Annotated in this window: 26 protein-coding genes; 5 read left to right on the top strand and 21 right to left on the bottom strand. The window is 67.8% G+C overall.

The genetic code is table 11. The annotated features are described in order from the left end of the window. Positions 1–6 precede the first annotated feature (6 nt). From NH8B_RS00935 to NH8B_RS00925, 3 genes are all read right to left on the bottom strand, one after another. Positions 7–240: a hypothetical protein gene (locus tag NH8B_RS00935; RefSeq protein ID WP_008954724.1), complete on the bottom strand. Its 234-nt coding sequence runs from the start codon at positions 238–240 to the stop codon at positions 7–9. Between the two features lie 116 nt (positions 241–356). Next, complete coding sequence (locus NH8B_RS00930) at positions 357–560, bottom strand: 2-hydroxymuconate tautomerase family protein (RefSeq protein WP_014085639.1); 204 nt, start codon at positions 558–560, stop codon at positions 357–359. Next, the gene (locus tag NH8B_RS00925; RefSeq protein WP_041702780.1) at positions 497–1,429 is read right to left on the bottom strand and encodes a DMT family transporter; all 933 of its coding nucleotides are present in this window, start codon (positions 1,427–1,429) and stop codon (positions 497–499) included. The genes NH8B_RS00930 and NH8B_RS00925 overlap by 64 nt, the downstream gene beginning before the upstream one ends. 96 nt (positions 1,430–1,525) lie before the next feature. Between NH8B_RS00925 and NH8B_RS00920 the strand changes: the two genes are divergently transcribed. Beyond that, positions 1,526–2,407, top strand: coding sequence for a LysR family transcriptional regulator (locus NH8B_RS00920; RefSeq protein ID WP_014085637.1), 882 nt, complete (start codon positions 1,526–1,528; stop codon positions 2,405–2,407). A 97-nt stretch (positions 2,408–2,504) separates the two neighbouring features. After that, the gene (locus NH8B_RS00915) at positions 2,505–3,290 is read left to right on the top strand and encodes a tRNA threonylcarbamoyladenosine dehydratase (protein WP_014085636.1); all 786 of its coding nucleotides are present in this window, start codon (positions 2,505–2,507) and stop codon (positions 3,288–3,290) included. Positions 3,291–3,357: 67 nt separating this feature from the next. Here NH8B_RS00915 and NH8B_RS00910 read toward each other — a convergent pair whose 3' ends face one another. The 6 genes from NH8B_RS00910 to NH8B_RS00885 all read right to left on the bottom strand — a co-directional run bounded on the left by NH8B_RS00910 (position 3,358) and on the right by NH8B_RS00885 (position 10,765). After that, positions 3,358–4,101: a M48 family metallopeptidase gene (locus NH8B_RS00910; protein ID WP_014085635.1), complete on the bottom strand. Its 744-nt coding sequence runs from the start codon at positions 4,099–4,101 to the stop codon at positions 3,358–3,360. Between the two features lie 186 nt (positions 4,102–4,287). Next, positions 4,288–5,034 carry a substrate-binding periplasmic protein gene (locus NH8B_RS00905; protein WP_014085634.1) on the bottom strand — a complete coding sequence of 249 codons (747 nt, stop codon included), beginning with the start codon at positions 5,032–5,034 and terminating at the stop codon, positions 4,288–4,290. Positions 5,035–5,159: 125 nt separating this feature from the next. Next, complete coding sequence (locus NH8B_RS00900) at positions 5,160–8,192, bottom strand: efflux RND transporter permease subunit (RefSeq protein WP_014085633.1); 3,033 nt, start codon at positions 8,190–8,192, stop codon at positions 5,160–5,162. A gap of 5 nt (positions 8,193–8,197) precedes the next feature. Beyond that, positions 8,198–9,292, bottom strand: a complete 1,095-nt coding sequence (locus NH8B_RS00895) for an efflux RND transporter periplasmic adaptor subunit (RefSeq protein ID WP_041702778.1) — start codon at positions 9,290–9,292, stop codon at positions 8,198–8,200. A 132-nt stretch (positions 9,293–9,424) separates the two neighbouring features. Beyond that, the gene (gene pyrC / locus NH8B_RS00890) at positions 9,425–10,453 is read right to left on the bottom strand and encodes a dihydroorotase (RefSeq protein WP_014085631.1); all 1,029 of its coding nucleotides are present in this window, start codon (positions 10,451–10,453) and stop codon (positions 9,425–9,427) included. Positions 10,454–10,534: 81 nt separating this feature from the next. After that, positions 10,535–10,765, bottom strand: a complete 231-nt coding sequence (locus tag NH8B_RS00885; protein ID WP_008954716.1) for a sulfurtransferase TusA family protein — start codon at positions 10,763–10,765, stop codon at positions 10,535–10,537. Positions 10,766–10,892: 127 nt separating this feature from the next. Here NH8B_RS00885 and NH8B_RS00880 point away from each other — a divergent pair, with 127 nt between their 5' ends. The 3 genes from NH8B_RS00880 to NH8B_RS00870 all read left to right on the top strand — a co-directional run bounded on the left by NH8B_RS00880 (position 10,893) and on the right by NH8B_RS00870 (position 13,146). After that, positions 10,893–11,672 (top strand): NRDE family protein, encoded by a 780-nt coding sequence (locus tag NH8B_RS00880; protein ID WP_041702777.1) that lies wholly within the window; start codon positions 10,893–10,895, stop codon positions 11,670–11,672. Beyond that, the gene (locus NH8B_RS00875) at positions 11,669–12,184 is read left to right on the top strand and encodes a CNP1-like family protein (RefSeq protein WP_014085629.1); all 516 of its coding nucleotides are present in this window, start codon (positions 11,669–11,671) and stop codon (positions 12,182–12,184) included. Before NH8B_RS00880 ends, NH8B_RS00875 begins: the two co-directional genes overlap by 4 nt. A gap of 74 nt (positions 12,185–12,258) precedes the next feature. Further along, entirely contained in the window at positions 12,259–13,146 is an 888-nt protein-coding gene (locus NH8B_RS00870) for a DMT family transporter (RefSeq protein ID WP_014085628.1), read from the top strand. A 25-nt stretch (positions 13,147–13,171) separates the two neighbouring features. Here the strand turns inward: NH8B_RS00870 and NH8B_RS00865 are convergent, their stop codons facing one another. From NH8B_RS00865 to murD, 12 genes are all read right to left on the bottom strand, one after another. After that, the gene (locus NH8B_RS00865) at positions 13,172–13,879 is read right to left on the bottom strand and encodes a ParB-like protein (RefSeq protein WP_014085627.1); all 708 of its coding nucleotides are present in this window, start codon (positions 13,877–13,879) and stop codon (positions 13,172–13,174) included. Position 13,880: 1 nt separating this feature from the next. Next, positions 13,881–14,354 (bottom strand): cyclic pyranopterin monophosphate synthase MoaC, encoded by a 474-nt coding sequence (gene moaC, locus NH8B_RS00860; RefSeq protein ID WP_008954711.1) that lies wholly within the window; start codon positions 14,352–14,354, stop codon positions 13,881–13,883. A gap of 234 nt (positions 14,355–14,588) precedes the next feature. Next, a complete protein-coding gene (locus tag NH8B_RS00855; RefSeq protein ID WP_008954710.1) occupies positions 14,589–14,771 on the bottom strand; it encodes a hypothetical protein in 183 nt (60 codons plus the stop codon). A 37-nt stretch (positions 14,772–14,808) separates the two neighbouring features. Next, entirely contained in the window at positions 14,809–15,720 is a 912-nt protein-coding gene (gene lpxC, locus NH8B_RS00850; RefSeq protein WP_041703213.1) for a UDP-3-O-acyl-N-acetylglucosamine deacetylase, read from the bottom strand. 100 nt (positions 15,721–15,820) lie between these two features. Further along, on the bottom strand, positions 15,821–17,011 hold the full coding sequence (gene ftsZ, locus NH8B_RS00845) for a cell division protein FtsZ (RefSeq protein WP_008954708.1): 1,191 nt from the start codon (positions 17,009–17,011) through the stop codon (positions 15,821–15,823). A gap of 111 nt (positions 17,012–17,122) precedes the next feature. Then, entirely contained in the window at positions 17,123–18,337 is a 1,215-nt protein-coding gene (gene ftsA, locus NH8B_RS00840; protein WP_232503556.1) for a cell division protein FtsA, read from the bottom strand. Between the two features lie 42 nt (positions 18,338–18,379). Next, positions 18,380–19,108 carry a cell division protein FtsQ/DivIB gene (locus NH8B_RS00835; protein WP_014085624.1) on the bottom strand — a complete coding sequence of 243 codons (729 nt, stop codon included), beginning with the start codon at positions 19,106–19,108 and terminating at the stop codon, positions 18,380–18,382. After that, the gene (locus NH8B_RS00830) at positions 19,098–20,009 is read right to left on the bottom strand and encodes a D-alanine--D-alanine ligase (RefSeq protein WP_014085623.1); all 912 of its coding nucleotides are present in this window, start codon (positions 20,007–20,009) and stop codon (positions 19,098–19,100) included. Before NH8B_RS00830 ends, NH8B_RS00835 begins: the two co-directional genes overlap by 11 nt. A gap of 53 nt (positions 20,010–20,062) precedes the next feature. Next, a complete protein-coding gene (murC, locus tag NH8B_RS00825) occupies positions 20,063–21,454 on the bottom strand; it encodes a UDP-N-acetylmuramate--L-alanine ligase (RefSeq protein ID WP_014085622.1) in 1,392 nt (463 codons plus the stop codon). 43 nt (positions 21,455–21,497) lie between these two features. Continuing rightward, positions 21,498–22,568 (bottom strand): undecaprenyldiphospho-muramoylpentapeptide beta-N-acetylglucosaminyltransferase, encoded by a 1,071-nt coding sequence (gene murG / locus NH8B_RS00820; RefSeq protein ID WP_232503509.1) that lies wholly within the window; start codon positions 22,566–22,568, stop codon positions 21,498–21,500. A gap of 182 nt (positions 22,569–22,750) precedes the next feature. Beyond that, positions 22,751–23,908 carry a putative lipid II flippase FtsW gene (ftsW, locus tag NH8B_RS00815; RefSeq protein ID WP_014085620.1) on the bottom strand — a complete coding sequence of 386 codons (1,158 nt, stop codon included), beginning with the start codon at positions 23,906–23,908 and terminating at the stop codon, positions 22,751–22,753. Next, positions 23,905–25,272 carry a UDP-N-acetylmuramoyl-L-alanine--D-glutamate ligase gene (gene murD, locus NH8B_RS00810; RefSeq protein ID WP_014085619.1) on the bottom strand — a complete coding sequence of 456 codons (1,368 nt, stop codon included), beginning with the start codon at positions 25,270–25,272 and terminating at the stop codon, positions 23,905–23,907. The genes ftsW and murD overlap by 4 nt, the downstream gene beginning before the upstream one ends. Positions 25,273–25,281: the final 9 nt, after the last annotated feature.

Below are 25,281 nucleotides of genomic sequence, written 5' to 3'. Positions count from 1 at the left end.
GTCCTTCTAATGGATACGGTAGGATTGCTTGATGTCGGCCGCCAGGCGGTGCGCCTTGTCCAGCGCGGTGCTGTCCAGCGAAATGTCGGCGCCGCAGTCGCAACGCAAGGCGGCGGCCTGGTCCGGAGCCAGGGTATCGAGATGCTGGCGCGTTTCATGGCCACACTGGGTGCAGGCGATGACCACGGTGGGGTTGTAGTGTTTGTCGAGGTCGATGTCGAAACTCGGCTGCTGCTTCATGGGTCTGTCTCCACGTTGGGAACGGAGGGACGAGCCGCCAGCGGAACGTCGGTGCCGTTCTTGACAGGCTCACCTAGAAGGATAGCAGCCGAGCCGGCGAGCGCCAGCCGCAATCCCTACTGCCCGGCCGCGCGCCGCTGCGTCACCGTCTCGCCGCCGATGCCCCAGTTGTCGGTGTCGACCTCGTCGATCACCACCACGGTGGTGGCCGGGTTCTTGCCCAGCACGTCGACCAGCAGCTGGGTGGCGCCGCGGATCAGTTCGGCCTTCTGCTCGGCCGTGGCTCCCTCGCGGGTAATCTTGATGTTGACGTAAGGCATGCAAAGCTCCTTGTGGATAAAAACGACGGGGGACGGACCGCCAGCCAGGCGCCGGCGCTGCTCAGCACCAGTCCGGCCAGCAGCCAGCCCGACAACGGTTCCGCCAGCAGCCACAGCGCCAGCACGCCGGACAAGGCCGGCACCAGCGCCATCATCGCCCCCATGCGCGCCGCGCCGATGTGCTCGACAGCGTACAGGTAGAGCAGCATGGTTACCACCACCGCCAGCGCGCCCTGGTAGAACGCCTGCAGCAGGATGGCGCCGAACGGGGCAGCGGCCAAGCCGGACGGCAGCACCAGCCAATAGACCGGCATGAAGCACAGCGCCGCCCACAGCGCGCTGCCGATGGTGGCGTCGATCGGGTGGATGGCGTAGCGCCGCACCGTCACGCTGTACCAGGCCCAGCACAGCGCCGAACCGACCAGCAGCAGATCGCCCCAGCCGCTCGCCGCGCCGGCGAAATTCTCCACTGCCACGCAGCCGACACCAGCGGCAATCAGGCCGAGCCCGACCAGCTTGGCCCGCTCCGGCAGCTCGCCCTGCAGCCGCCACAACCACAGCGGCACCAGGAACGGCAGCAGGCCCGGCAACAGTACCGCCGCGTGCAGCGCCGACGACAGCCGGAAGCCCCAGTACGCCAGCAGCGCGTAGCCCAGCGCGCCGATCAGCCCGAGACGCAGCAGCCGCCCGTCCAGCAGCCGGGTGCGGCGCCACGCCCACAGCGGCAGCAGCAGCACGGCGCCGACGCCGAACCGCAGCGCCACCATGTCGTACGGCGTCAGCGCGCTCCGGCCGCCCAGCCGCGACACCACGATGAAGCCGCTCCAGATCAGCACGGCCAACATGGCAAACAGCATTCCGCGACGCATCTCCCCCTCCTGCACCCTGTTCATGCACGACAAGGTAGCGCGACGGCGGCCATGCGGTAAAATGAATAATTACTTCTTAACCGTTCTCGTATCGAGATGGATCTTTCCGACCTCACCGTATTCTGCACCGTGGTGGAAGCCGGCGGCGTCACCCGCGCCGCCGAGCGGCTGCACCGCGTGCAGTCCAACATCACCACCCGCATCCGCAAGCTGGAACAGGACCTGGGTGTCGACCTGTTCGAGCGCGAGGGGCGCCAGCTGGTGCTCACCGCCGATGGCGAACGCCTGCTGGGCTACGCCCGCCAGCTGCTCGGGCTGGCCGCTGCCGCGCGCGACGACCTGGCCGGGCAGCGTCTGGCCGGCCGCTTCCGCCTGGGCTCGATGGAAAACACCGCCGCCACCCGGCTGCCGCTGCCGCTCAGCCGCTTCCACCGCGACTACCCCGAGGTCGAGCTGGAACTCTCCACCGGCCCCTCGCTGCCGATGTGCCAGCGCGTGCTGCGCGGCGAGGTGGACGCGGCGCTGGTGGCCGAACCGGCGGGCGGCGAGCTCGATCCCCGGCTCGACAGCCGCCTCATCGGCGTGGAGGAGCTGGTGCTGGTGACGGCGCTCGACCACCCGCCGGTGCGCGACGCCCGCGACGTCGCCCACGACACCCTGCTGGCATTCCAGCCCGGCTGCGGCTACCGCCAGCGCCTGGAAGACTGGTTCGCCGGCGCCGGCCGCCTGCCGCAGCGCCAGGTCGAGCTCTCTTCCTACCACGCCATGCTCGGCTGCGCCGCCGCCGGCATGGGCGTGGCGCTGGTGCCGGAAAAACTGCTCGACCAGTACGCCGGCCAGGCCGCGCTGGCACGCCACCGCCTCCCCCCCGCGACAGCGCGCGCCCCCACCCTGTTGGTGTGGAAACGCAGCCAGCCGCGGGCGGTGATCATGCGTTTCGCCGACTACCTGATGGATAACGAGACCGTAACATCCTGAACGGTCGACCGCGCCACGCCGTACCCTGGCCGTGGCTGGTCCATCGGCCCCACATGCAGTATCCTTCGCCGCTTTGACGCCTGCCCCGGAGATGTTGATGAACCCGCCCGATGCCGATCTCGACCGCCGCTTTGGCGGCATCGCCCGCCTCTACGGCGCGGCGGCGCTGGAACGCTTCCGCCACGCCCACGTCTGCGTGATCGGCGTCGGCGGCGTCGGCTCGTGGGCCGTCGAGGCGCTGGCCAGAAGCGCCGTCGGCAAGCTGACCCTGATCGATCTCGACAACGTCGCCGAATCCAACACCAACCGCCAGCTCCCTGCGCTCGACCCGCACTACGGCCGCGCCAAGGTCAGCGTGCTGGCGGAACGGGTGCGCGCCATCAACCCGGCCTGTGAGGTCATCGAGATCGAGGAGTTCGTCGAGGAAGGCAATCTGGAAGACATGCTGGGACGGGGCTACGACTTCGTCATCGACGCCATCGACAACCTGCGCGTGAAGACCGCCATGGCGGCCTGGTGCGTGAAACGGCGCCAGCCCTTCATCGTCTCCGGCGGCGCCGGCGGCCAGATGGACCCGACGCAGATCCGCGTCGCCGACCTGGGCGAGGTCACCTACGACCCGCTGCTCGCCAAGCTGCGCTACAACCTGCGCCGCCACCACGGCTTCGCGCGCGAGCCGGGCAAGAAGCTGCACGTGCCCTGCGTGTTCTCCACCGAACAGCTGGTCTACCCCGACGCGCCCAGTTGCGACCTCGGCGAGCGCGGCCCGCAGGGGCTGTCCTGCGCCGGCTTCGGCGCCAGCATGGCGGTCACTGCCAGCTTCGGCCTCGCCGCCGCCGCCCACGCGCTGAAGGCGCTGGCCAAGCCGGCGCGCAAAGCCTGAGCCGCTTCGGCCAACCATGAAAAACGCCCTGCAAAGCAGGGCGTTTTTGCTGGTGACAGAATCCGACTTACTGGCCCTGCAGCTGCTTGTCGAGTTTCGCCGCGCGGTCGCCCGGCGCCGGATGGCTGGACAGCAGGCTGCTGTCGTTGCCGTACAGCTCGGCCAGCTTGCGCAGCGCGGCCGGGCCGCCTTGCACATTGTAGTTGTGGCGCTTGAGGAAGCCGATGGCGTAGCTGTCGGCATCGCTTTCCTGCGACTGCGAGAACTGGGCATTGGCCACGGCCTCGGCAAACGCGCCCAGCTCGGAGGAGGACAGTTCGGCCGCCACCGCGTTGCCGCTGCCGGCCGCCGCCTTGCGTGCCGCCGAGGAGGCGTAGGCCAGCTGCATCGCCTTCTTGGTGTGGCCGAGCTTGACGTGACCGATCTCATGACCGATGACGAAGCGCACTTCGTCGTCGCTCATCTTGTCCATCAACCCGCTGTAGACGCGGACGGTGCCGTCGGCCATGGCGAAGGCGTTGACGTCCTTGGTCAGATAGACCTTGAAGTTGAGCTTGGTGCCGTCCTCGCTGTCCAGCCCCTTGACCATCTTGGCCAGGCGCTTGGCGTAGGGGCTGGAGGCCGACGCCACCTGGCTCTTCTTGTCCAGCGCCACGCTGGATTCGCTGGCCAGCATCTTCACGTCGGCGTCGCTGAGGGTGGCCGATTTCATCAAATCGGTGCCGGCGCTGATCATGGAACCGAGGTCGAAGGCCTGTGCCTGGGCCGACAGGACGGTGGCGGCAAGCACCGCCAGAGCGAGTTTTTTCATTCCTAAAAAACCATTTGTCATTTAAAAGCAGGCGAATACTACGCTGGCGGCCATCCCAGGTAAAGACTTTGTCATAAATTGCGCGCGATCACGGCCAGCACGGCCGTAGGCAACATCTAGCGGTAGGAGGGGGGGAGGTGGGCCGCACGCCGGACAGGCTGATGTCGCCCAGCCGCGCGGTGCGGCTCAATCGAAACCGTAGGCGGCGCGGTAGCGCGCCACGATGCGCGCCACCTCGCCACTGCGCTGCAGCGCCTTCAGTGCACGATCGAAGGCGTCGCGCTGCTCCTCGCGCAGGAAGCCGACCGAGCGCGGCGACGGCGGAAAGAGATCGAACTCGGCCAGCTCCGCCGAGGTGTCGAGACGCGTCCCCAGCGCGCGATTATTCTGATGAAACACCAGGCTGTCGCCCACCACCACCTCGACCCGGTGCAGGTAGAGCAGGCGGTTCTGGATTTGCTGATCGGCAAGCTCGACGTAGCGCGGATGGCGGGCCATCACCGCGGTGAACTCCGGCCCCAGCAGCAGCCGGGCGTTCTGAAACCCCGCCACGCTGTAGCGCGCCAGGTCGGCGAGGTGCTCCAGCCGGATGCCGGATGACTTGAGCACGATGGCGCGGTTACGGTAATACAACACCGGCGCCGAGCGAAAGGCCTCGACCGGGGTATCCGGCGCCAGCGTCAGCATGGCGTCGACGCGGCCGCTTTGCAGCAGCATCAGCCCGCGCGCCTGCGGGTAGGCCTCGAATACCGGCTGGAAACCGGCCTGTTGCAAGGCCGCGCGCACGATCTCCACTTCCATCCCGCTCTGCCCGCCCTCTTCCACATACGGCGGCTTGGCCAAACCGACCGCGACGTGCAGCTCGGCCGCGGTCGCGGCCGGCCCGGCAAACAGCCCGCACAGCAGTACCCAAACGTACCAACTCGCTTTCATGCCCGACGTTTCCCCGCCACCCCCTGGACACCGTTATCATGCCAGTGTTTGGGAACGCTTCACATTTCAAGCTGCAATACGTGGCGTCCGGCATACAAAAGCCGGGGCGCCCCCTCCGGCATGCCTCAGCGCCGTAGCCCGTGCCGCTCCAGCAACAGGTAGCCGCAGGGAATGATCAACAGCGTCAGGACCGTGGAGAAGATCAGCCCGCCGATCACCGCCACCGCCAACGGACCGTTGGTTTCCGCCCCCGCGGAGAGGCCGAGCGCGGCGGGCAGCATCGCCAGGATCACGGTGAGCGTGGTCATCAACACAGGGCGCAGCCGGATCGGGCAGCTCACGCGCAGGGCCTCGTCCACGGTCAGCCCCTGCACGTGGTACTGGTTGGTGATATCCACCAGCAGGATGCCGTTCTTGGCCACCAGCCCGATCAGCAGCACCAGCCCGATCACCGAGTAGACGTTGAGGGTCTGCCCCGTCAGCCACAGCGCCAAGAGGCCGCCCACCAGCGCCAGCGGTTCGGCCAACATGATCAGGGCCGGCTGGCGGAAGCTGTTGAACTGGGCGGCGAGGATCAGGTAGAGCATCAGCGACGCCAGTACGAACACCGACACCAGCTCGCCGCCGGTGCGGTCAAGCTCGCGCGCCTCGTCGAGGAACTCGATGCGGTAGCCCGGCGGCAGGAACGTTGCCGCCTCGCGGCGCACCAGTTGCATGGCGTCGGCCAGCGGCAGATCGGGCGAGCTGGCCAGCCCCACCGAGTACATCTGTCCCATGCGGCTGATCTGGGTCGGGCCGAGACGGTGCTGCACCTGCGCCACGCTGGAGAGCGGCACCAGCGTGCCGCTGGCGTTGCGCAGATACACCGCCTCCAGATCCTGCGGCCGGCTCAAGGCGTAGTCCGCGGCCTGCAGCCGCACCTCGTAGCGCTCGCCGTCCCCGTCGGAGAAATTGCCGATCTTGGCGCTGCTGGTGAGCAGGTTGAGCGCATCCAGCAGGTCGGCCGTGGACAGTCCGGCGCGCGCCGCCGCTTCGTGCCGTATCGCCAGCGTCAGCTTCGGCAGGCGGTTTTCGGCGCGGCGGTCGAAGCTGCCGAGCGCCGGGTAGCGGGCCAGGTGATTGGCGAAGTCGTCCGCCAGCCGCCCGACCTCGTCCAGGTTCGGTCCCACCACGTTGAACTTGAACTGGCCGCCGCTGCTCTCCCCGGCACGCGGGTAGGGATAGGCGGTGACCTTGACCCCCGGCACGCTGCGCGCCTTCTTGCGCGCATCCTTCATCACCGCGTCCTGGCTGTGCCGCCGTTCGGCGCGCGGCTTGAGCCTGACCACCAGGCGCGTATCGTAGGCGTTGCGCCCGCTGAAGCCGCCGACCACCGCCAGCACCGCGTCCACTTCGGGAATCTGGGCCAGTTTTTTCTCGATCAGACGGGTTCGGTCGTCGTTGTACGCCAGGCTCGCGCCGACCGGGACCTTCACCGACATCTGGAAGCGCCCTTCGTCCTCCTTGGGATAGAACTCGACCTTGAGCTGGCTCAGCGAGGTCAGCCCGGCCACCACCAGCAGCATGGCCGCGACGAGCACGCTCCAGGGGTGATGCAGCGCCCACGACAGCATCACCTTGTAGATCCGCTCCAGGCCCTCGAACACCTGCTCGAAACCGCGGAACACCCGGCCGTGACGCGGCTGGGCCTTGAGAAAGCGCGAACACAGCATCGGCGTCAGCGTCACCGCCACCAGCAGCGACACCAGCACCCCGCACGACACCACCACGGCGAAGGTGTTGAACAGGCGGCCGACGGTGCTCGACAGGAACACCACCGGCAGAAAGATCGCCACCAGCGCCAGGGTGGCGGCCACCACCGCGAACACCACCTCGCGCGCGCCATGGATCGCCGCCGGCACCGGGTCCTCGCCGTTTTCCTCGCGGCGGTGGATCGCCTCCAGCACCACGATGGCGTCGTCCACCACCACCCCGATCAGGAGCAGCAGCGCCAGCAGCGAAATGGCGTTGAAGGTATAGCCGAGGAAATACATCACCGCGACGGCGCCCAGCAGCGACACCGGGATCGCCAGCGCCACGATCAGCGTGGCGCGCCAGTTGCGCAGGAACACCCACACCACCAGCGCCGCCAGCAGCGTGCCTTCCAGCAGGTGCTCCTGCAGCGCGCGCACCATCTCGCGGATGAAATCGGCCGAGTTGCCGGCAATGTCGAGCCGCAGCCCGGGCGGCAGCGTCGGCCGGATCTGGGTGTCGAGCCGCTTCAGCACCGCATCGACGATGGCCACGGTATTGGTGTTGGGGATACGCACGATGCCGATGGTAACGCAGGGCTGATGGTTGAAACGGCTCAGGGCGCGCACGTCGGCCTCGCCGTCGATCACCCGCGCCACGTCGCCCAGCTTGACCGGCGCCTGGCCGTACCAACCGATCACCAGCCCCTTGAGCGCCGACACGCTGTGAAATTCCTGGTCGAGGTCGACCAGGTATTCGCGCGGGCCGTCGGTGAGGTAGCCGCCGGCTTCCTGGCGGTGCTCGCGCGCGAAGGCGGTCTGCACTTCCTTGGCGGTCAGCTTATAGGCGGCCAGTTGCACCGGGTCGAGCTCGACCCGGATCACCCGCTCGCCCCGCCCGCGGATGCCGACCTCGCCGACGCCGTCGATGGTTTCCAGCTGCTTCTTCAGCACATTGTTGGCGAACAGGTAGAGCTCGCGCTCGGTGCGGTCGCCGGTCAGCGCCAGGAACAGGATCGGCGAGGCGTTGTCGTCGGTCTTGCTGATCACCGGCGATTCCGCCTGCTCGGGCAGGTTGCGCCGCACCTGCTCGATCTTGCTCTGCACCTCGGCGAAGGCGACGTTGATGTCCTTGTCGAGATCAAACAGGATGGTCACCGAGGAACGCCCGGTGTAGGAGGTGGAATCCAGGATGTCGACACCCGGTATGCCGTTGACCGCGGCCTCGATGACCTGGGTCACGCTCTGATCGATCACCTCGGGCGAGGCGCCGGGCAGGCGGGTGCTCACGGTCAGCACCGGCTGCTCGATCGCCGGGTAGCGGTCCACCCCGATGCGCTGGTAGGCCACCACGCCGAACAGCACCACCACCGCCGACAGCACGAAGGCCAGCACATGGCGCCGCACGAACAGTTCGATCAGGCGCACCTGGCTTACCCTCCGCCCGAGGCTGGCGCCTGAGCGTCAGCCGTGCCCGTCGGCTTGACGCGGGCCTTGTCGCTCAGGAATCCGGCGCCGTCCACCGCCACCGTCTCCCCCGCTTTGAGGCCGGAGACGATCTCGACCCAGTCGCCGGCTTGCAGCCCGGTGGCGACCGCCCGTTCGCGCGCCTTCCCCTTCTGCACCACGTACACCACCACCCCCTTGGGCCGCTCGACAAGCGCCGGCAGCGGCACCGCCAGCGCGGTCTTTTCGGCCAACGTCAGCTCGCCGTCGAGGGCATCGCCGACGCGCCACGCGGTGTCGCCCGGCAACGGCGCGTAGGCGACGCGGGCGCGGCTGGCGACGTCGAAGCCGGCGCGCACCTCGCTCAACCTGACCTCGCGCTGGCGCGTGCCATCGCTCAGGCGCAGCGCCTGCCCAGGCTGCAGGCGCTGGCCGGCTTCGCCGCCGACCGCCAGCCGGACGCGGCGCGCGCCGCTGGCGTTGATGCGGAACAAGACCTTGCCGACGCCGACGAAATCGCCGACGTTGACCAGGCGCGCCTCCAGCTGCCCGGAGAGCGGCGCCACGATCACCGCCTTGCCGGCGTCGCGCGCCTTGATCGCGGCGGCCGCCTCGGCCGCGGCCAGCTGCTGCTGCAGCGCGGCCAGCGCCGACGACGACGACTCCATCGCCGAGGGCGAGATGAAGCCCCGCTCGACCAGCATGCTGTCGCGCTTGACCTGCGACATCTGCTGCATCACCAGCGCCTGCAGGCGTTCGACCTCGGCGTTGGCCATGCGCCGGGCATCGACGAGATTGGCGGCATCGAGCCGCGCCAGCGGCTGGCCCGCCGTCACCGCCTGCCCTTCCTCCACCAGCACCGCGGTGACCTGCCCGCTGACCTCGGCCGCCACCTCCGGCGCCACCGCGGCCTCGACTTCGGCATACACGCGCAGCGTCTCGTCCAGCTCGCGCGGCACCACCGTCAGCGTGCTGATGTTGAGCGCCGGTTTGTCGCCGTCGCCCGCCGCCTTGCCCGCCGGCTCGCGGCCGCATGCAGCGGCCAGCAGCAAGGCCAGCGCCATATAAACCCGAACGCGCATCGTGAATGCTCACCCCGCGTGAGTTGCCGGTATTGATAAGCACAGTATGGTTCATTTCGGCTGCACTCGTGACAGGCATAAAAAAACCCGGACACGTCCGGGTTTCAGGGGGGGCAGCGGAAGGGAAAGCGCTCAGAGCAGCTTCCAGCCGATGCTCTCGCCGGCACGCAGCGGCACCAGCTCCTGGTCGCCGTAAGGCAGGCTGGCGGGCACGGTCCAGCTCTCCTTCACCAGCGTGATGGTGTCGGCGTTGCGCGGCAGGCCGTAGAACGCCGGGCCGTGGAAGCTGGCGAAACCCTCCAGCTGGTCCAGCGCATCGGCGGCCTCGAACGCCTCGGCGTAGAGCTCGATGGCAGCGTTGGCGGTGTACATGCCGGCGCAGCCGCAGCTGTTCTCCTTGGTGTGGCGGGCGTGCGGCGCGCTGTCGGTGCCGAGGAAGAACTTGGCGCTGCCCGAGGTGGCGGCCTTCACCAGCGCCTGGCGATGCAGTTCGCGCTTCAGTACCGGCAGGCAGTAGTGATGCGGACGGATGCCGCCAACGAAGAGGGCGTTGCGGTTCATCAGCAGGTGATGCGCGGTGATGGTGGCGGCGACGTTGGCCGGCGCGGCGGCGACGTACTCGGCGGCGTCCTTGGTGGTGATGTGCTCGAACACCACCTTCAGCTGCGGCAGGCGCGCCAGCAGCGGCTGGAACACGCGCTCGATGAACACCGCCTCGCGGTCGAACACGTCCACCGCCGGGTCGGTGACTTCGCCGTGCACCAAGAGCGGCAGGCCGATCTCGGCCATCGCCTCAAGCGCCGGCATGGCCTTGTCGATGCTGGTGACGCCGGCGTCGGAGTTGGTGGTGGCGCCGGCCGGGTACAGCTTGACGCCGTGCACGAAGCCGCTGGCCTTGGCCTTGCGCACTTCCTCGGCCGAGGTGTTGTCGGTCAGGTACAGCGTCATCAGCGGCTCGAAGGCGCTGCCGGCGGGACGCGCGGCGAGCACGCGCTCGCGGTAGGCGGCGGCGGCCTCCACCGTGGTCACCGGCGGCTTGAGGTTGGGCATGATGATGGCGCGGCCCATCTGGCGACAGGTATCGGGCAGCACCGCCGCCAGCGCGACGTCGTCGCGTACGTGCAGGTGCCAGTCATCGGGGCGGGTCAGGGTCAGCTTCACGGGCAGGTCTTTCTCGGTCGGGTCCGGCCTTCTCTGGCGCCGGACGCGGGGGGGGTCAGGGTAGCGACGGGGCGGCAGCGCTCACTTGCGGCGGATCACCATGCGGAACTTGCCTTCCGCCGTGGTTTCCGAAGCCAGCAGCGCGTTGCCGGTCTGGCGACAGAACGCCTCGAAGTCCTTGGGCGCCCCGGGATCGGTGGCGATCACCTCCAGCACCGTGCCGCTGTCCATCTCGGCCAGGGCCTTCTTCGAGCGCAGGATGGGGAGCGGACAATTCAGTCCGGAAAGGTCGATCAGTCTGTCTGGCTGCATAGCGGCTTCTCCGCGCCATTCACGTTACAATAATCCGCTCATTTTACGCCGTGTTGGGCACGGCCCCAAGCCTGGTTCCGCCGGATCCAGCGCTTCGGCACCGCGCCCGCCGCTACGGATTCCCGCCATGTGCCTGATCGCCTTCGCCTACAAGACCCCCGCCCTCGGCCCGCTGGTGCTGCTCGCCAACCGTGACGAATACTACGCGCGCCCGTCGGCGCCGCTCGACTGGTGGGCGCCGGAACATCCGGACACGCTGGGCGGACGCGATCTGCAGGCGGGCGGCAGCTGGCTGGCGCTCGACAAGCGCGGCCGCTTCGCCGCCATCACCAATATCCGCGAGGGCCTGGCGCGTCGCGGCGAGCGCACGCGCGGCGAACTGGTGGCACGCTTCGTCACCGGCGAGGACAGCGCGCTGGCGTTCGCCGCCTGGCTCAAGGCCGAGCACGGCCGCTACGCCCCGTTCAACCTGCTGTTCGGCCAACTCGACGACCTCTACCACTTCCACAGCCGCGGCGCCCGCCTCACCCGTCTCACCCCGGGCATCCACACCCTGTCCAACGCCACGCTGGACACGCCCTGGCCCAAGGCGCAAAGATTGGCCGAAGCCCTGCGCGGCCTGCCCCGCCCGCCCTCCGAGGTCGAGGCCTTCCGCTGGCTGGCCGACGACCACATGCCGCCGGTGGAGCAGCTGCCCAACAGCGGGGTCGGGCTGGCCATGGAAAAGCGGCTCGCCCCGATCTTCATCCACGACCGCGACTACGGCACGCGCAGCTCCATGCTGTTGACCGTGGCCGGGCGCGGCGATGTACACTTTTCGGAATTGACCTGGAGCATGGCCGGCCGCGAGGCCGGCCGCCGGCACTACAGCCTGCGCCCGCTCCAGTCCCCCAGGAGACCCCTTTGAAACGACTGATCACGTTGCTGGCGCTGAGCGCCGGCACGCTTGCCGCCGGCGCCCATGCCGGCGACTACGAGCACAAGTATTCGACCTACGCCTTCGACGACGAGAAACCGTGGGAAGAAGGCAGCTACACCCTGCCCGCCTACCCGGCCGACGCCGACTGGGTCGGTTTCTTCGTGCACCACACGCTGCAGAACCAGTACTTTGTCGACGCCAAGAGCGTCAACGTGGCGGATACGCAACTGGTGCGCTACGTGGTCAAGGTGGTGAGCCCGTCCGGCGCGGTCAACCTCAGCGCGGAAGGCCTGCAGTGCCGGCAGAAGCAATTCCGCAGCTACGCCTTCGGCGACACCATCAACAAGCGCTGGATCGAATCGATGAAACCGGTATGGCGCAACATCGAATACGGCGATCTGCTGCACCGCCGCCTGCACGAAAACCTGTGCCAGGACAACTGGGCGCCCAAAACGGGCGAGGACGCGGTGGCGCTGATGCGCAAGGCGCCGTGGCGCTGAGCCGGCCGGCCACATGACAGCACGCTGAAAAACCGGCAGCATGGCGGGATCGTTGTTTCCCCCGTGCTGCCCCGATGCCTCCCTCGCTGATCGGCCTGATCCAGGTCCTGCTTTCCGCCGTCGCCTTCGGCACCATGGCCATCCTAGCCCGTTTCGCCTACGCCGACGGCACCTCCACCACCACCCTGCTGCTGCTGCGCTTCGTCATCGCCGGCCTGGTGCTGCTGCCCTGGGTGGCGCTGCAGCGCCTGCCCTGGCCGACCGGCCGTCCGCTGCTGGCGCTGATCGTGATGGGCGCGGTGGGCTACGCCGGCATGTCGGCGTGCTACTTCAACGCGCTCAACCATGCCTCGGCCGGCACCGTGGCACTGCTGCTCTACCTCTACCCGGTGCTGGTGCTGCTGCTGTCGATGCTGCTGGGCGAGCGCCTCACCCGCCTGCGCCTGATCGCCCTGCTGCTGGCGCTGTCCGGCCTCGCGGTGACCATCGGCCTGGAATTCTCGGCGCGCCCGCTCGGGCTGGTGCTGGGGTTGGGGGCGGCGCTGATCTATTCCTGCTACATCCTGATCGGCAGCCGCTTCACCGCCGGCACCCACCCACTCGCCGCGACCTGCGTGGTGATCCTGTCCGCCGCCGCCAGCTATGCGCTGCAGAGCGCCTGGCAGGGTTGGGGGCCGCCGCACTCGGCGCGCGGCTGGCTGGCGATCGGGATGATGGCGCTGATCTGCACCGTGGCGGCGTTGGCCTTGTTTCTCAACGGACTGGAAAAAATCGGCGCGACGCGCGCCTCGCTGGTCTCCACGGTGGAGCCGGTCGTCACCCTGCTGCTGGCCTGGGGGCTGCTGGGCGAGCCGATCGGGCTGTCGCAGGCGCTGGGCGGGCTGCTCATCCTGGGCGCGGTGCTGCTGGTCAGCCGCGAGGCCGACCCCAAGCGCACCGAGCTGACCGAACTGCACGACTGAGGCGGCAGCCGGGCGGCAGGCCTGCTCATGGCTGGGGCTGGGAACAGGCCCGCCCGGGGTAGCCCGGCAGGCCGGCGGCGTCCGGCTGGCACGCCAGCCTGCTGGCTTCGCGCAGGCGCCGCGCCAGTGTGGCGCGCGTCACCGGCGCCCAGTGCAGCCGCTCGCCGAGGTAACGCGCCCAGGCGAACTCGACGAAATAGACCTCGTCGTGCTTGTCGAACAGCCCGGCACGCTGGGCAAACCCCGCCAGCGAACGGTAGGGATAATCGGGCAGGTCCTGGATGCGACGCGGCAGCGTCTCGGGGCGCACCGGCCTCCCCTGCTGGTCGGCCAGCCAGGCCCAGTGATGCGCCTGCATCTCGGGCCAGAACGTCGCCGGGTTCTCCAAGCGCCCCTCGATCACCACCGGCACCTCGCGCTGGCCCAGCGTCCACAGCTCGCGCGTCAGGTGATGGCCGTCCACCAGGTAATAGCCGGCATCCGGCCCGATCACCACCGGAATGCGCTTCTTGAGCATGTACTTGTGCAGCTTGGCGAGCGGCTTCTTGCCGAGATGGGCCAGGTCCTGCTCCACCTGCAGCAGGCCGATGCCGGGCTGGGTCGGGTGCAGCGCGTCGATCGCCAGCTGGCACACCGTGCCCACCGGCGTGTCGGGGGTACAGGCGTCTTCCGCCGCGGCCAGCGGTGCCGCGACCAGCAGCGCGAGCCACAGCAACAGAATCTTCAGCCGCATCTCACGCCTTCCAGTGACCCGACTTGCCGCCCTCTTTTTCCAGCAGGCGCACGCCGGTGATTTCCATGCCGCGGTCCACCGCCTTGCACATGTCGTAAATGGTCAGGAGGCCGACGTTGACCGCGGTCAGCGCCTCCATCTCGACGCCGGTGCGGCCGACGGTTTCGGCCGTCACCTCGAGACGCACCGCCGACTCCGCGTCGAGCAGGGTGAACTCGGTGCCGACCCGGGTCAGCGCGATGGGATGGCACAGCGGAATCAGGTCGGCGGTGCGCTTGGACGCCATGATGGCGGCGATGCGGGCGATACCCAGCACGTCGCCCTTCTGGTGGCCACCGTCGCGGATCAGCGCGAAGGTGGCGGGCAGCATGCGAATCACGCCCTCGGCCACGGCTCGACGGCGGCTCTCGCTCTTGGCGCCGACGTCCACCATATGGGCCTGGCCCTGGGAGTCGAAATGGGTCAGTTCGGACACGGGGGTCTCCTGGGAATGGAAAGGGCTGGCCAGCGCGCGGCCAGGTTGGCCGAAGGCTTGGCGCAGCCGGTTAGAACCTGTTTACGATCTGCTGCGCGTCGCGCGATACGGCGTTAAAAACGTCTTCGGAAGGCTCATTTACCACGTGGAAAGGCCGCTTCCTAAGCCGTTTTTGCCTTGTCTCGCTCCAGCTCGCGAGATCGTAAACAGGCTCTTGGAGCCGAGAGTGTGGCGCTAGCGCAAGAAACGCGCAATCAGCCAGAAGAAGGTAATCGCCCCCGCCAACAGGCCGGACCAGCGGATCAGCCGGCCGGCGCGGTGCAGGTAGTCGCGGTTGCGCGTCAGCGCGTAGCTGATCAATGCCCAGCCCAGCACCAGGATGGCGCCGTACAGCCACAAGCGCAGCACCCACAGCATCAGCCGCGCCCGCTCCGCCGCAAGGCCGGGGCCGCCATCACACCACCTCGGGCAGGCGGTGGAAGCTCGACGGCACCTCGGCGGGGTCGCTGAAGCTGACGTACTCCCAGGCGCCGGGGGTGGCGAGCAGGACACGCAGCAGCTGGTTGTTGAGGGCGTGGCCGGACTTGCGTCCGGAGAACGCCGCGATCAGCGGATGACCGACGATGTAGAGGTCGCCGATGGCGTCGAGAATCTTGTGGCGCACGAACTCGTCCGGGAAGCGCAGGCCCTCCGGGTTGAGCACGTACTCGTCGTCGATGACGATGGCGTTGTCGAGGCTGCCGCCCAGGCCCAGGCCATGCTGGCGCATGTACTCGACCTCGTGCATGAAGCCGAAGGTGCGGGCACGGCTGATTTCGTCGATGTAGGAGCGCCGGGAAAAATCGATCTCCACCGTCTGCGGCGCGCGGTTGAACGCAGGATGGTTGAACTCGATGGCGAGCTCGACCTTGAAGCCGTCGTACGGCTCGAGGCGCACCCACTTGTCGCCGTCGCGCACCTCGACCGGCTTCAGCACCCGGATGAAGCGCTTGGGCACCGCCTGCTCGACGATGCCGGCGGACTGCAAGAGGTAGATGAAGGGGGCCGCGGAGCCGTCCATGATGGGCATTTCCGCGGCGGTCACCTCCACCACCAGGTTGTCGATGCCGAGCCCGGCAAAGGCCGACATCAGGTGTTCGATGGTGCCGACACGCACGCCGGTCGGGGTGACCAGCGTGGAGGAGAGGCGCGTGTCGTTCACCAGCGAGGGATCCACCTTCACGTCTTCCGACCCGGGCAAGTCGGTGCGACGGAATACGATCCCGCTGTCGGGCGCGGCAGGCAGCAGGCTGAGCTTCACCCGCTCGCCGGAATGCAAACCGACGCCCGTGGCGCTAATCGCTTGTCGTAGCGTGCGCTGCAATATCATCAGTGACTTCCTACCTGCTATCCGGACGCAAGCATTCTAGCACAGCGAAAAGCTGCGCTTTATTGATTACCCGGACCACATCGATAGCTTATGACAATCAGTCGGCCTGCTTGCGCAGGAAGGCCGGGATGTCATACGACTCGCTCACTTCCGGGTTGGAGAAGTCGGTCGAGGTCGGCGTGCGACGGCCGCGCTGGCGCATGATGGCCGGGGTATCGAAGTCGTCGTAGTTCAGCGAGTCGCCGACGCGGTCGTCGGTGCCGGTCTTGACGATCTTGATGTACTCCGGACGCTCCTCGCGCGGGGCGGCCTTCTTGGCGCTGCCCAGGCCGGTCGCGATCAGGGTCACGCGGATGGTGTCTTCCGGCATGTCTTCCACTTCGGCGGTACCGAACTTGATCTGCGCCTCGTCGTCGGCGTAATGACGCACGATGCCCATTATCTCGCGGTATTCGCTCATCTTCAGGCAGCCCGGGGCGGTGGAGATGTTCACCAGCACGCCGCGCGCGCCTTCCAGCGTGATGTTGTCCAAGAGCGGGCTGGCCACGGCCTGTTCCGCAGCGACGCGGGCACGGTCGATGCCGGAGGCGTAGGCGGAACCCATCATCGCCAGGCCCATCTCGCCCATCACGGTACGCACGTCGGCGAAATCGACGTTGATCAGGCCCGGGCAGGTGATCACTTCGGCGATGCCGGCCACGGCACCCTTGAGCACGTCGTCGGCGGCGCGGAACGCTTCGCGCATGGTGACGTCTTCGCCCAGCACTTCCATCAGCTTCTCGTTGGGGATGACGATCAGCGAGTCGACGTGCTTCTTCAGATCCTCGATGCCGTTCTGCGCCACTTTCTGACGCTTGCCCTCATGGTCGAACGGACGCGTCACCACGCCCACGGTGAGGATGCCCAGTTCGCGCGCCACTTCGGCCACCACCGGTGCCGCGCCGGTGCCGGTGCCGCCGCCCATGCCGGCGGTGACGAACACCATGTTGGACCCACGCAGCATCTCGGCGATGCGCTCGCGGTCTTCCAGCGCAGCGCTGCGGCCCACTTCCGGATTGGCGCCAGCGCCCAGACCCTTGGTCAGGTTGTTGCCCAGCTGCAGCTTCTGCGAAGCGCGGTTGCGCTTGAGCGCCTGCGCGTCGGTGTTGGCGCAGATGAACTCGACGCCGCGCACGTTGTTGTCGATCATGTTGTCGATGGCGTTGCATCCGCCGCCGCCGACCCCGATGACTTTGATGACAGCCTCTTGGGCGGTCTCCTGCATTACTTCGAATACCATCGTGCTCATTTCCCTCTCCTCAATAAAGATGAGCTAACCCAAACGATTTACTGCTTGCCCGTACTGCACCGGCCCGCCCCGCCACGCGCCGACCCGCAGTCGGCACACGTGGCTAGGCCCTTAGAAGTTGCCGGCAAACCATGCCTTCATGCGCGAGATCATCTGCCCCAGCCCGGCGGACTCGGTCTTGTTTCCCACGTAACTGCTGTGAATCTGCTCCTTGCCGTGCAGCAGCAGGCCGACCCCGGTGGAGAAGCGCGGTGTCTTCACCACCTCGGCCAGGCCGCCGACGTACTTCGGCACGCCGATGCGCACCGGCAGGTGGAATACCTCTTCGGCCAACTCGACCATGCCCGGCATCAGGCTGGCGCCGCCGGTCAGTACCATGCCGGACGACAGCATTTCCTCGAAGCCGCTGCGGCGCAGTTCCTGCTGCACCAATTGAAAGAGTTCCTCGACGCGCGGCTCGATCACCTCGGCCAGCGTCGAGCGCGACATCTGGCGCGGCCCGCGCTCGCCCACCCCCGGCACCTCGATCATCTGGCCCGGATCGGCCAGGCTGACCAGCGCCACGCCGTGCTGGATCTTGATGTCCTCGGCCTCCTTGGTCGGGGTGCGCAAGGCCATGGCGATGTCGTTGGTGATCTGGTCGCCGGCGATCGGGATCACCGCGGTGTGGCGGATCGCGCCGTTGGCGTACACCGCGATGTCGGTGGTGCCGCCGCCGATGTCGATCAGGCACACGCCCAGGTCCTTCTCGTCCTCGGACAGCACCGCCAGTGCCGAGGCCATCGGCTGCAGCACCAGGTCGGAGGTTTCCAGGCCACAGCGCCGCACGCACTTGGTGACGTTCTGCGCCGCCGACACCGCGCCGGTGACGATGTGCACCTTGGCTTCCAGGCGCACGCCGCTCATGCCCAAGGGCTCGCGCACGCCTTCCTGGCCGTCGATGCTGTATTCCTGGGTCAGGATGTGCAGCACCTGATGGTCCGGCGGGATGGTCACCGCGCGTGCGGTTTCGATCACGCGGTCGATGTCCATCTGCATCACCTCGCGGTCCTTGATCGCCACCATGCCATGCGAGTTGACGCTCTTGATGTGGCTGCCGGCGATGCCGGTAAACACCTCGTGGATCTTGCAGTCGGCCATCAGCTCGGCCTCTTCCAGCGCGCGCTGGATGGCCTGCACGGTGGATTCGATGTTAACCACCATGCCGCGCTTCAGACCGCGCGACGGCGTCTGCCCCATGCCGATGATGTTGAGCTGTCCGTCCTCGAGGACTTCCGCGACGATCGCCACGATCTTCGACGTGCCGATGTCGAGGCCAACCAGCATGTTCTTGCTTTCTTTCGGTTTGCTCACCTGTCGCTCCAACTGCTATTGCTTCTGTCCGTGAGCCGGCGGTGCCTTGTAATCGGGCATCCGCACGGCGAATCCATTGGGATAACGCATGTCCACGCTCTCGATGCGGTACGGCAGCGCGGCCAGCGTTCCCTTCCAGTGGGTGGCGAACAGGCCGGCGCGTTTTTCCACGTCGCCGCGTCCCAGTTCCACCTGCACCCCGTTATCCAACTCCACCCGCCATGCCCGGCGCGGCGACAGCCACAGCCGCTGCGGCTTGAGGCCGGCCGGCTGCAACACCGGCTTGAGCGCCGCCAGCATGGCGACCATGTCCTTCTGCGCCCCGGCGGGGCCGTACAGCACCGGCAACGGCTGGTCGCTGGCGGCGTCGAACCACTCGCCGCGACTGTTCACCAGGCCGTTCTCGCCCCAGCGCGCGATCGCCACGTGTTCCTCGACCTCGATCTGCAGCGTGTCCGGCCACTGCCGCCGCACCTGCGCCTCGCGCACCCACGGCAGCTTGCCGAAGGCGGCACGGGTCTTGTCGATGTTCAGTGTGAAGAACGTGCCCAGCAACTCGTGCTCGGCGATATAACGCAACTGCTCCGGCGTCACCCTCTTCATCTGGCCCTGGATCTGGATCTTCTTCACCGGAAACACCGGTGAATGGGTGAGCCAGAATCCGGCGGCGTACAGCACCATCATCACCGAGCTCCCCAGCAGCAGATTCGCCAGGGTCCTGAGTGCCCGGTGGTTATCCCACATGGGCCATGTCCAGAATCGCCAGACACAGCTCCTCGTAACTCAAGCCCTCCACCCGCGCCGCCATCGGCACCAGACTGTGGCTGGTCATGCCGGGCGAGGTGTTCACCTCGAGCAGGTAGATGCCGCCCGCCTCGTCCATCAGGAAATCCACCCGGCCCCAGCCGCGCCCGCCCAGCACCTCGAACGCGGTCAGCGCCAGTTCGCGCGCGCGTTGTTCCACTTCCGCGCTCAGGCCGGACGGGCAGCGGTACACCGTGTCGTCGCGGAAATACTTGGCCTGGTAGTCGTAGAACTCGGTAGCCGGTTCGATCTTGATGGTCGGCAGCGCCTTGTCGCCGATGATGGCGCAGGTGTACTCGCCGCCGCCGACGAAGGCCTCGGCGATCACCAGCTTGTCGTAGCGGCGCGCCTCTTCGTAGGCGGCACGCAATTCGCCCGGATGCTTCACCTTGGTGACGCCGATGCTGGAACCCTCGGTGGCCGGCTTGACGAACAGCGGCAGGCCGAGCTGGGCTTCCACCACGGCGAAATCGCTGTCGTCGGCGAGCAGCACGAAGGCCGGAATCGGCAGCCCGGCGCCCTGCCACAGCAGCTTGGTGCGCCACTTGTCCATGCCGATGGCCGACGCCATCACGCCACAGCCGGTGTACGGCATGCCCATGGTCTCGAGCGCGCCCTGCAGCGTGCCATCCTCGCCAAACGGGCCATGCAGCGCGATGAACACGCGCTCGAACCCCTCGTCCTTGAGCGCGGCGAGCGGCTTCTCGGCCGGGTCGAAGGCGTGCGCGTCCACGCCCTGGCTCTGCAGCGCCTTGAGCACCCCGCCGCCGCTCATCAGCGACACCTCGCGCTCGGCCGAGGTGCCCCCCATCATCACTGCCACTTTTCCGTACTGCTTCATCGTCTATCCTTCTGCGCCCGCTGCTCGGCGGGCATCTTTATACCTTGGTCCGATCAAGCCTGAGCCGCGAGCTTGCCCGGTACCGCGCCGATCGAGCCGGCCCCCATGGTGATCACCACGTCGCCGTCCTGCACCGTGTCGAGGATGACCTGCGGCAGGTCGGCGATGGCCTCGATGAACAAGGGCTCGACCTTGCCGGTGACGCGCACGGCACGGGCCAGCGCGCGGCCGTCGGCGGCGACGATGGGGGTCTCGCCGGCGGCGTAGACCTCCGACAGCAGTAGCACGTCCACCGTCGACAGCACCTTGACGAAATCCTCGAACAGGTCGCGGGTGCGGGTGTAACGGTGCGGCTGGAACGCCAGCACCAGGCGCTGGGTCGGGAAGGCGCCGCGCACCGCCGCCAGCGTGGCGGCCATTTCCACCGGGTGGTGGCCATAGTCGTCGACCAGGGTGAAGTGGCCGCCGGACGGGCAGGCCACCTCGCCGTAGCGCTGGAAGCGCCGGCCGACGCCGGCGAATTCGGCCAGCCCCTGCTGGATCGATGCCACGTCGGCGCCACACTCCAGGCCGATGGCGATGGCCGACAGCGCGTTCAGCACGTTGTGCCGCCCCGGCAGGTTGAGCACCACCGGGAAATGCAGCTGATTGCCGTTCCTGGCCACCACGTCGAAGTGCATCTGGCCGCCCACGGCGCGCACGTTGGCCGCCTGCACGTCGGCGTCGTCGGAGAAACCGTAGGTGGTCACCGGCTTGGTGACACGCGGCAGGATCTCGCGCACGTTGGCGTCGTCGAGGCACAGCACGGCGCGGCCGTAGAACGGCAGGCGGTGCAGGAAGTCGACGAAGGCCTGCTTCAGCTTGTCGAAGCTGTGCTCGTAGGTGTCCATGTGGTCGGCGTCGATATTGGTCACCACCGCCATCACCGGGGCCAGGTGCAGGAACGAGGCGTCCGACTCGTCGGCCTCGGCCACCAGGAATTCGCCCGAGCCCAGCTTGGCGTTGGTACCGGCGGCGGTCAGCTTGCCACCGATGACGAAGGTCGGGTCGAGCCCGGCCGCCGCCAGCACCGAGGCGGTGAGGCTGGTGGTGGTGGTCTTGCCGTGGGTGCCGGCGATGGCGATGCCCTGCTTGAAGCGCATCAGCTCGGCCAGCATCATGGCGCGCGGAATCACCGGGATATGGCGTGCCTTGGCTTCGACCACTTCCGGGTTGTCGGCCTTGACCGCGGTCGAGGTCACCACCACGTCGGCGCCCTGCATGTAGGCCGCGTCATGGCCGAAATGCACCTCGGCACCCTGCGCCACCAGGCGCTTGGTGGCAGCGCTCTCCGCCATGTCGGAGCCGGACACGGTGTAGCCGAGGTTCAGCAGCACCTCGGCAATACCGCACATGCCGACACCACCGATGCCGACGAAATGAATATGTTTGACTCTGTGTTTCATTGCTGCTCGCTTGTCAGGGCCGCTTTCACCAGAAAACGGCCGGTCATTCTTGTACCAGGGCTTCGCACACGTCGGCGACGCGCTGTGCCGCATCGACGATGGCCAGTTGGCGCGCCTTCCTGGCCATCGCCAGACAGTCCTCGCGCGTCAGTTGCGTCAACAGTTCCGCCAGGCCGGCGACGCTGAGTTCGCTTTGCGGCAGCAGCCGCGCCGCGCCCGCGTCGGCCAGGTAACGCGCATTGCCGGTCTGGTGGTCGTCCACCGCGTGCGGATACGGCACCAGCACGCTGCCCACCCCGACCGCGGCCAGTTCGGCCACGGTCAGCGCGCCGGCACGACAGATCACCAGGTCGGCGGCGGCGTACTCGGCCGCCATGTCGTCGATGAAGGCGCGGCAATCGGCGCTCACCCCGGCCTTGGCATAGTTGTCCTTCAGCGCCTCGATCTGCTTGGCGCCGGCCTGGTGCACCACCTGCGGCCGCCGTTCAGCCGGGATCAGCGCCAGCGCCTGCGGCAGGGTGTCGTTGAACACCTTGGCGCCGAGGCTGCCGCCGACCACCAGCACGCGCAGCGGGCCGCTGCGCCCGGCAAAGCGCGGCTCCGGCGCCGGCACCTTGGCGATCTCGGCACGCACCGGGTTGCCGACCAGCCCGTTCGGCCCGGGAAACGCACCGGGGAAGGCGAACAAGGTGCGGTTGGCGATGCGCGCCAGCAGTTTGTTGGTCAGGCCGGCCACCGAGTTCTGCTCGTGGATCACCAGCGGCTTCCACAGGAAGCGGCTCATCAGCCCGCCGGGGAAGCCGGTGTAGCCGCCGAAGCCCACCGCGATGTCCGGCCGGCGGCGGAAGATCACCGCCAGCGTCTTGGCCAGCGCCGCCGTCAACGTGAACGGCAGCAGCAGCCAGCGCTTCAGGCCGTTGCCGCGCACGCCGCCGATCTTCACCGTCTCGATGGCGAAGCCGTGCTGCGGCACCAGGCGGGTTTCCATGCCGCCGCTGGCGCCGAGCCAGAACACCGTCCAGCCGCGCGCCTGCAGTTCGTGCGCCACGGCCAGGCCCGGGAAGATATGCCCCCCGGTGCCGCCGGCCATCACCATTACCGTTCGCTTCGTCATCGTCTTTCTTGTTTCCGGCCGGCCTTCGGCCAACCTTTCGTCATTTCGTCATGCAGGCAGGACTAACCTTCTAGCCCCGCATAATCCGGCGGTTTTAGCTGCGCCCCTTACGGGGCTGCGCAGAAACAGGCGAGCACGGTACTTCGTACCTGGCCACGCCTCTGGCGTGGCTTCATGAGGGGCTAAACCTTATAGCCCCTCATGATTCGCCTGTTTTCCCAATCCACTCTCAGCAGGATCGCCAGCGCCGCCATGTTGAGCAGCATCGCCGAGCCGCCGAATGACATCAGCGGCAGGGTCAGGCCCTTGGTCGGCAACAACCCCATGTTCACGCCGATGTTGAAAAAGGTCTGGATGCCAAGCCAGATGCCGATGCCCTGCGCCACCAGCGCCTGGTAGTAGCGCTCCAGCTTCTTCGACTCCACGCCGATGTGGAAGGCGCGCCGCACGATCCAAGCGTAGAGGCCGAGCACCACCAGCAGGCCGGCAAAACCGAATTCCTCGGCGATCACCGCCATGATGAAGTCGGTATGCGCCTCGGGCAGGTAGAACAGCTTCTCCACGCTACCGCCCAGCCCCACCCCGAACCATTCGCCACGGCCGAAGGCGATCAGCGAGTGCGACAACTGGTAGCCCTTGCCGTAGGGATCGTCCCACGGGTCGAGAAAACCCAGCACGCGCTTGAGCCGGTACGGCGAGGTGATGATCAGCGTCGCCACCGCCACCACCGCCATGGCGGCCAGACCGGTGAAGATGCGCATATTGATGCCGCCCAGGAACAACAGCCCCATGGCGATGCTCATCACCACCATCAGCGCGCCGAAGTCCGGCTCGCGCAACAGCAGGAAGGCCACCACCACCATGGCGCCGAACACCGGGGCGAAGCCTTCCTTCAGGCTGTGCAGCTTGTGCGACTTGCGCACCGTGTAGTCGGCCACGTACAGCACGGTGGCGAGCTTCATCACCTCGGACGGCTGCAAGTTGATGACGAACAGCCCGATCCAGCGCCGCGCCCCGTTCACCACCCGGCCGATGCCGGGAATCAGCACCAGCACCAGCAGCACCACGCCGATGATGAACACCTTGCCGGCGTACTTCTGCCAGAACGCGGTCGGGAACTGGAACACCGCGTAGGCGCCGGTCAGCCCGATGCCCATGAAGATCATGTGGCGGATCAGGTAGAAATAGCGGTTCTGCGTCGCCGCATCCGCCTCGGCGTAGGCGATCGACGCCGAGTACACCATCACCAGGCTGATCGACAGCAGCAACGCGATCGCCCACCCCAACGCCTCGTCGAACGGCGTGATGGGGGCGTAACGGCGGGCGCTGTTGGCGATCATGCGGCGCTCCCCGCTTGCAGCGCGCGCACGCCGTCGATGAACACCTGGGCGCGGTGGGCGTAGTTCTTGAACATGTCGAGGCTGGCGCAGGCCGGCGACAGCAGCACCACGTCGCCGGCTTCGGCCAACCTGGCGGCTTCGCGCGTGGCCTCTTCCAGCGTGGCGCAGTCGACTATCGGCAGCGGCAGCCCTTCCAGCGCGGCGCGGATCTTGCCGGCGTCACGGCCGATCAGCAGCACAGCGCGGGCGATGCGCGCGCACGCCGGCTTCAGCGGCGAGAAATCCTGGCCCTTGCCGTCGCCGCCGGCGATCAGCACCACCGGCCGGGTCATGCCGTTGAGCGCGGCCTCGGTGGCGCCGACGTTGGTGCCCTTGGAGTCGTCGATGTAGCGCACGCCGTTCACCTCGGCGACAAACTCGACGCGGTGCGCCAGGCCGGTGAACGTCTTGAGTCCCTCCAGCAGCGCCGCGCGCGGCACGCCGATGGCCTCGGTGAGCGCCAGCGCGGCGAGCGCGTTGGCAGCGTTGTGCAGGCCCTGCAGGCTCATCTCGGCGCAGTCGAACACCGCCTCGCCGGCCACTGTCAGCCAGTAGCGCCCGGCGTCCTGGCGCAGCGCGTAGTCGGCCGTCTCTTTCAGCGAGAACCAGCGCTGGGCATGGCCGGGACGCACCATGGCGCGCACCAGGGCGTCGTCGCGGTTGAGCACCTGTACACCACGGCCGTTGAACACCGCGGTCTTGCTGTGGGCGTAATCGAGCAGGTCGGCGTAGCGGTCGAGGTGGTCCTCGGAGATGTTGAGCACGGTGGCGGCGTCGGCGTTCAGGCTGGTGGTGGTTTCCAGCTGGAAACTCGACAGTTCCAGCACCCACGCGTCCGGGCGCTTGCCGCTGGCTTCGCGCTCGCCCAGGGCGTCCAGCACCGGCAGGCCGATGTTGCCGGCCAGCACGGTGTCGAGCCCGGCCTCACGGCACAGGTGGCCGACCAGGCTGGTGACGGTGCTCTTGCCGTTGGAACCGGTGATGGCGATGACCTTGCTGCCCGAGCCGGCGATGGCGCGCGCGAACAGTTCCACGTCCCCCACCACCTCGCCACCGGCACGGCGGAACGCGGCGATCGCCGGGGTGGCCACCGCCACGCCCGGGCTCACCACCAGCATCTCGGCGCCGGCAAACGTCGTCGCGTCGAAGGCGCCGGTCTTCAGCGCCACGCCGGGCAGGCTTTCGGCCAGGGTCGCGGCGTTGGGCGGGTTGTCACGGCTGTCGGCCACGGTGACCGTCGCGCCGTGCGCGGCAAGCCAGCGCGCGGCGGACAGCCCGGTATCTCCGAGCCCGACAACGACGATGTGACGGTTGGCGAAGCGCATCTTCGGTCC

The sequence above is a fragment of the Pseudogulbenkiania sp. NH8B genome, from assembly GCF_000283535.1.
GTDB lineage: Bacteria > Pseudomonadota > Gammaproteobacteria > Burkholderiales > Chromobacteriaceae > Pseudogulbenkiania > Pseudogulbenkiania ferrooxidans.
Note: the sequence above shows the minus strand (reverse complement) of the source record. Positions and strands in the feature narration are given on the sequence as shown.

Excerpts from the sequence above, each read along its gene's own strand:
- NH8B_RS00915 (WP_014085636.1), top strand. The coding sequence starts at position 2,505 with ATGAACCCGCCCGATGCCGATCTCGACCGCCGCTTTGGCGGCATCGCC.
- ftsA (WP_232503556.1), bottom strand. The coding sequence starts at position 18,337 with ATGCTGGTTGGCCTCGACATCGGCACGTCGAAGATCGTGGCGATCGTC.
- murC (WP_014085622.1), bottom strand. The coding sequence starts at position 21,454 with ATGAAACACAGAGTCAAACATATTCATTTCGTCGGCATCGGTGGTGTC.
- murG (WP_232503509.1), bottom strand. The coding sequence starts at position 22,568 with ATGACGAAGCGAACGGTAATGGTGATGGCCGGCGGCACCGGGGGGCAT.
- NH8B_RS00865 (WP_014085627.1), bottom strand. The coding sequence starts at position 13,879 with ATGCGGCTGAAGATTCTGTTGCTGTGGCTCGCGCTGCTGGTCGCGGCA.
- NH8B_RS00855 (WP_008954710.1), bottom strand. The coding sequence starts at position 14,771 with ATGCTGTGGGTGCTGCGCTTGTGGCTGTACGGCGCCATCCTGGTGCTG.
- NH8B_RS00920 (WP_014085637.1), top strand. The coding sequence starts at position 1,526 with ATGGATCTTTCCGACCTCACCGTATTCTGCACCGTGGTGGAAGCCGGC.
- NH8B_RS00830 (WP_014085623.1), bottom strand. The coding sequence starts at position 20,009 with ATGAAGCAGTACGGAAAAGTGGCAGTGATGATGGGGGGCACCTCGGCC.
- NH8B_RS00885 (WP_008954716.1), bottom strand. The coding sequence starts at position 10,765 with ATGCAGCCAGACAGACTGATCGACCTTTCCGGACTGAATTGTCCGCTC.
- NH8B_RS00935 (WP_008954724.1), bottom strand. The coding sequence starts at position 240 with ATGAAGCAGCAGCCGAGTTTCGACATCGACCTCGACAAACACTACAAC.
- ftsZ (WP_008954708.1), bottom strand. The coding sequence starts at position 17,011 with ATGAGCACGATGGTATTCGAAGTAATGCAGGAGACCGCCCAAGAGGCT.
- NH8B_RS00895 (WP_041702778.1), bottom strand. The coding sequence starts at position 9,292 with ATGCGCGTTCGGGTTTATATGGCGCTGGCCTTGCTGCTGGCCGCTGCA.
- NH8B_RS00870 (WP_014085628.1), top strand. The coding sequence starts at position 12,259 with ATGCCTCCCTCGCTGATCGGCCTGATCCAGGTCCTGCTTTCCGCCGTC.
- ftsW (WP_014085620.1), bottom strand. The coding sequence starts at position 23,908 with ATGATCGCCAACAGCGCCCGCCGTTACGCCCCCATCACGCCGTTCGAC.
- NH8B_RS00905 (WP_014085634.1), bottom strand. The coding sequence starts at position 5,034 with ATGAAAGCGAGTTGGTACGTTTGGGTACTGCTGTGCGGGCTGTTTGCC.
- NH8B_RS00910 (WP_014085635.1), bottom strand. The coding sequence starts at position 4,101 with ATGAAAAAACTCGCTCTGGCGGTGCTTGCCGCCACCGTCCTGTCGGCC.
- murD (WP_014085619.1), bottom strand. The coding sequence starts at position 25,272 with ATGCGCTTCGCCAACCGTCACATCGTCGTTGTCGGGCTCGGAGATACC.
- NH8B_RS00930 (WP_014085639.1), bottom strand. The coding sequence starts at position 560 with ATGCCTTACGTCAACATCAAGATTACCCGCGAGGGAGCCACGGCCGAG.
- NH8B_RS00925 (WP_041702780.1), bottom strand. The coding sequence starts at position 1,429 with ATGCGTCGCGGAATGCTGTTTGCCATGTTGGCCGTGCTGATCTGGAGC.
- NH8B_RS00880 (WP_041702777.1), top strand. The coding sequence starts at position 10,893 with ATGTGCCTGATCGCCTTCGCCTACAAGACCCCCGCCCTCGGCCCGCTG.
- NH8B_RS00835 (WP_014085624.1), bottom strand. The coding sequence starts at position 19,108 with ATGTGGGATAACCACCGGGCACTCAGGACCCTGGCGAATCTGCTGCTG.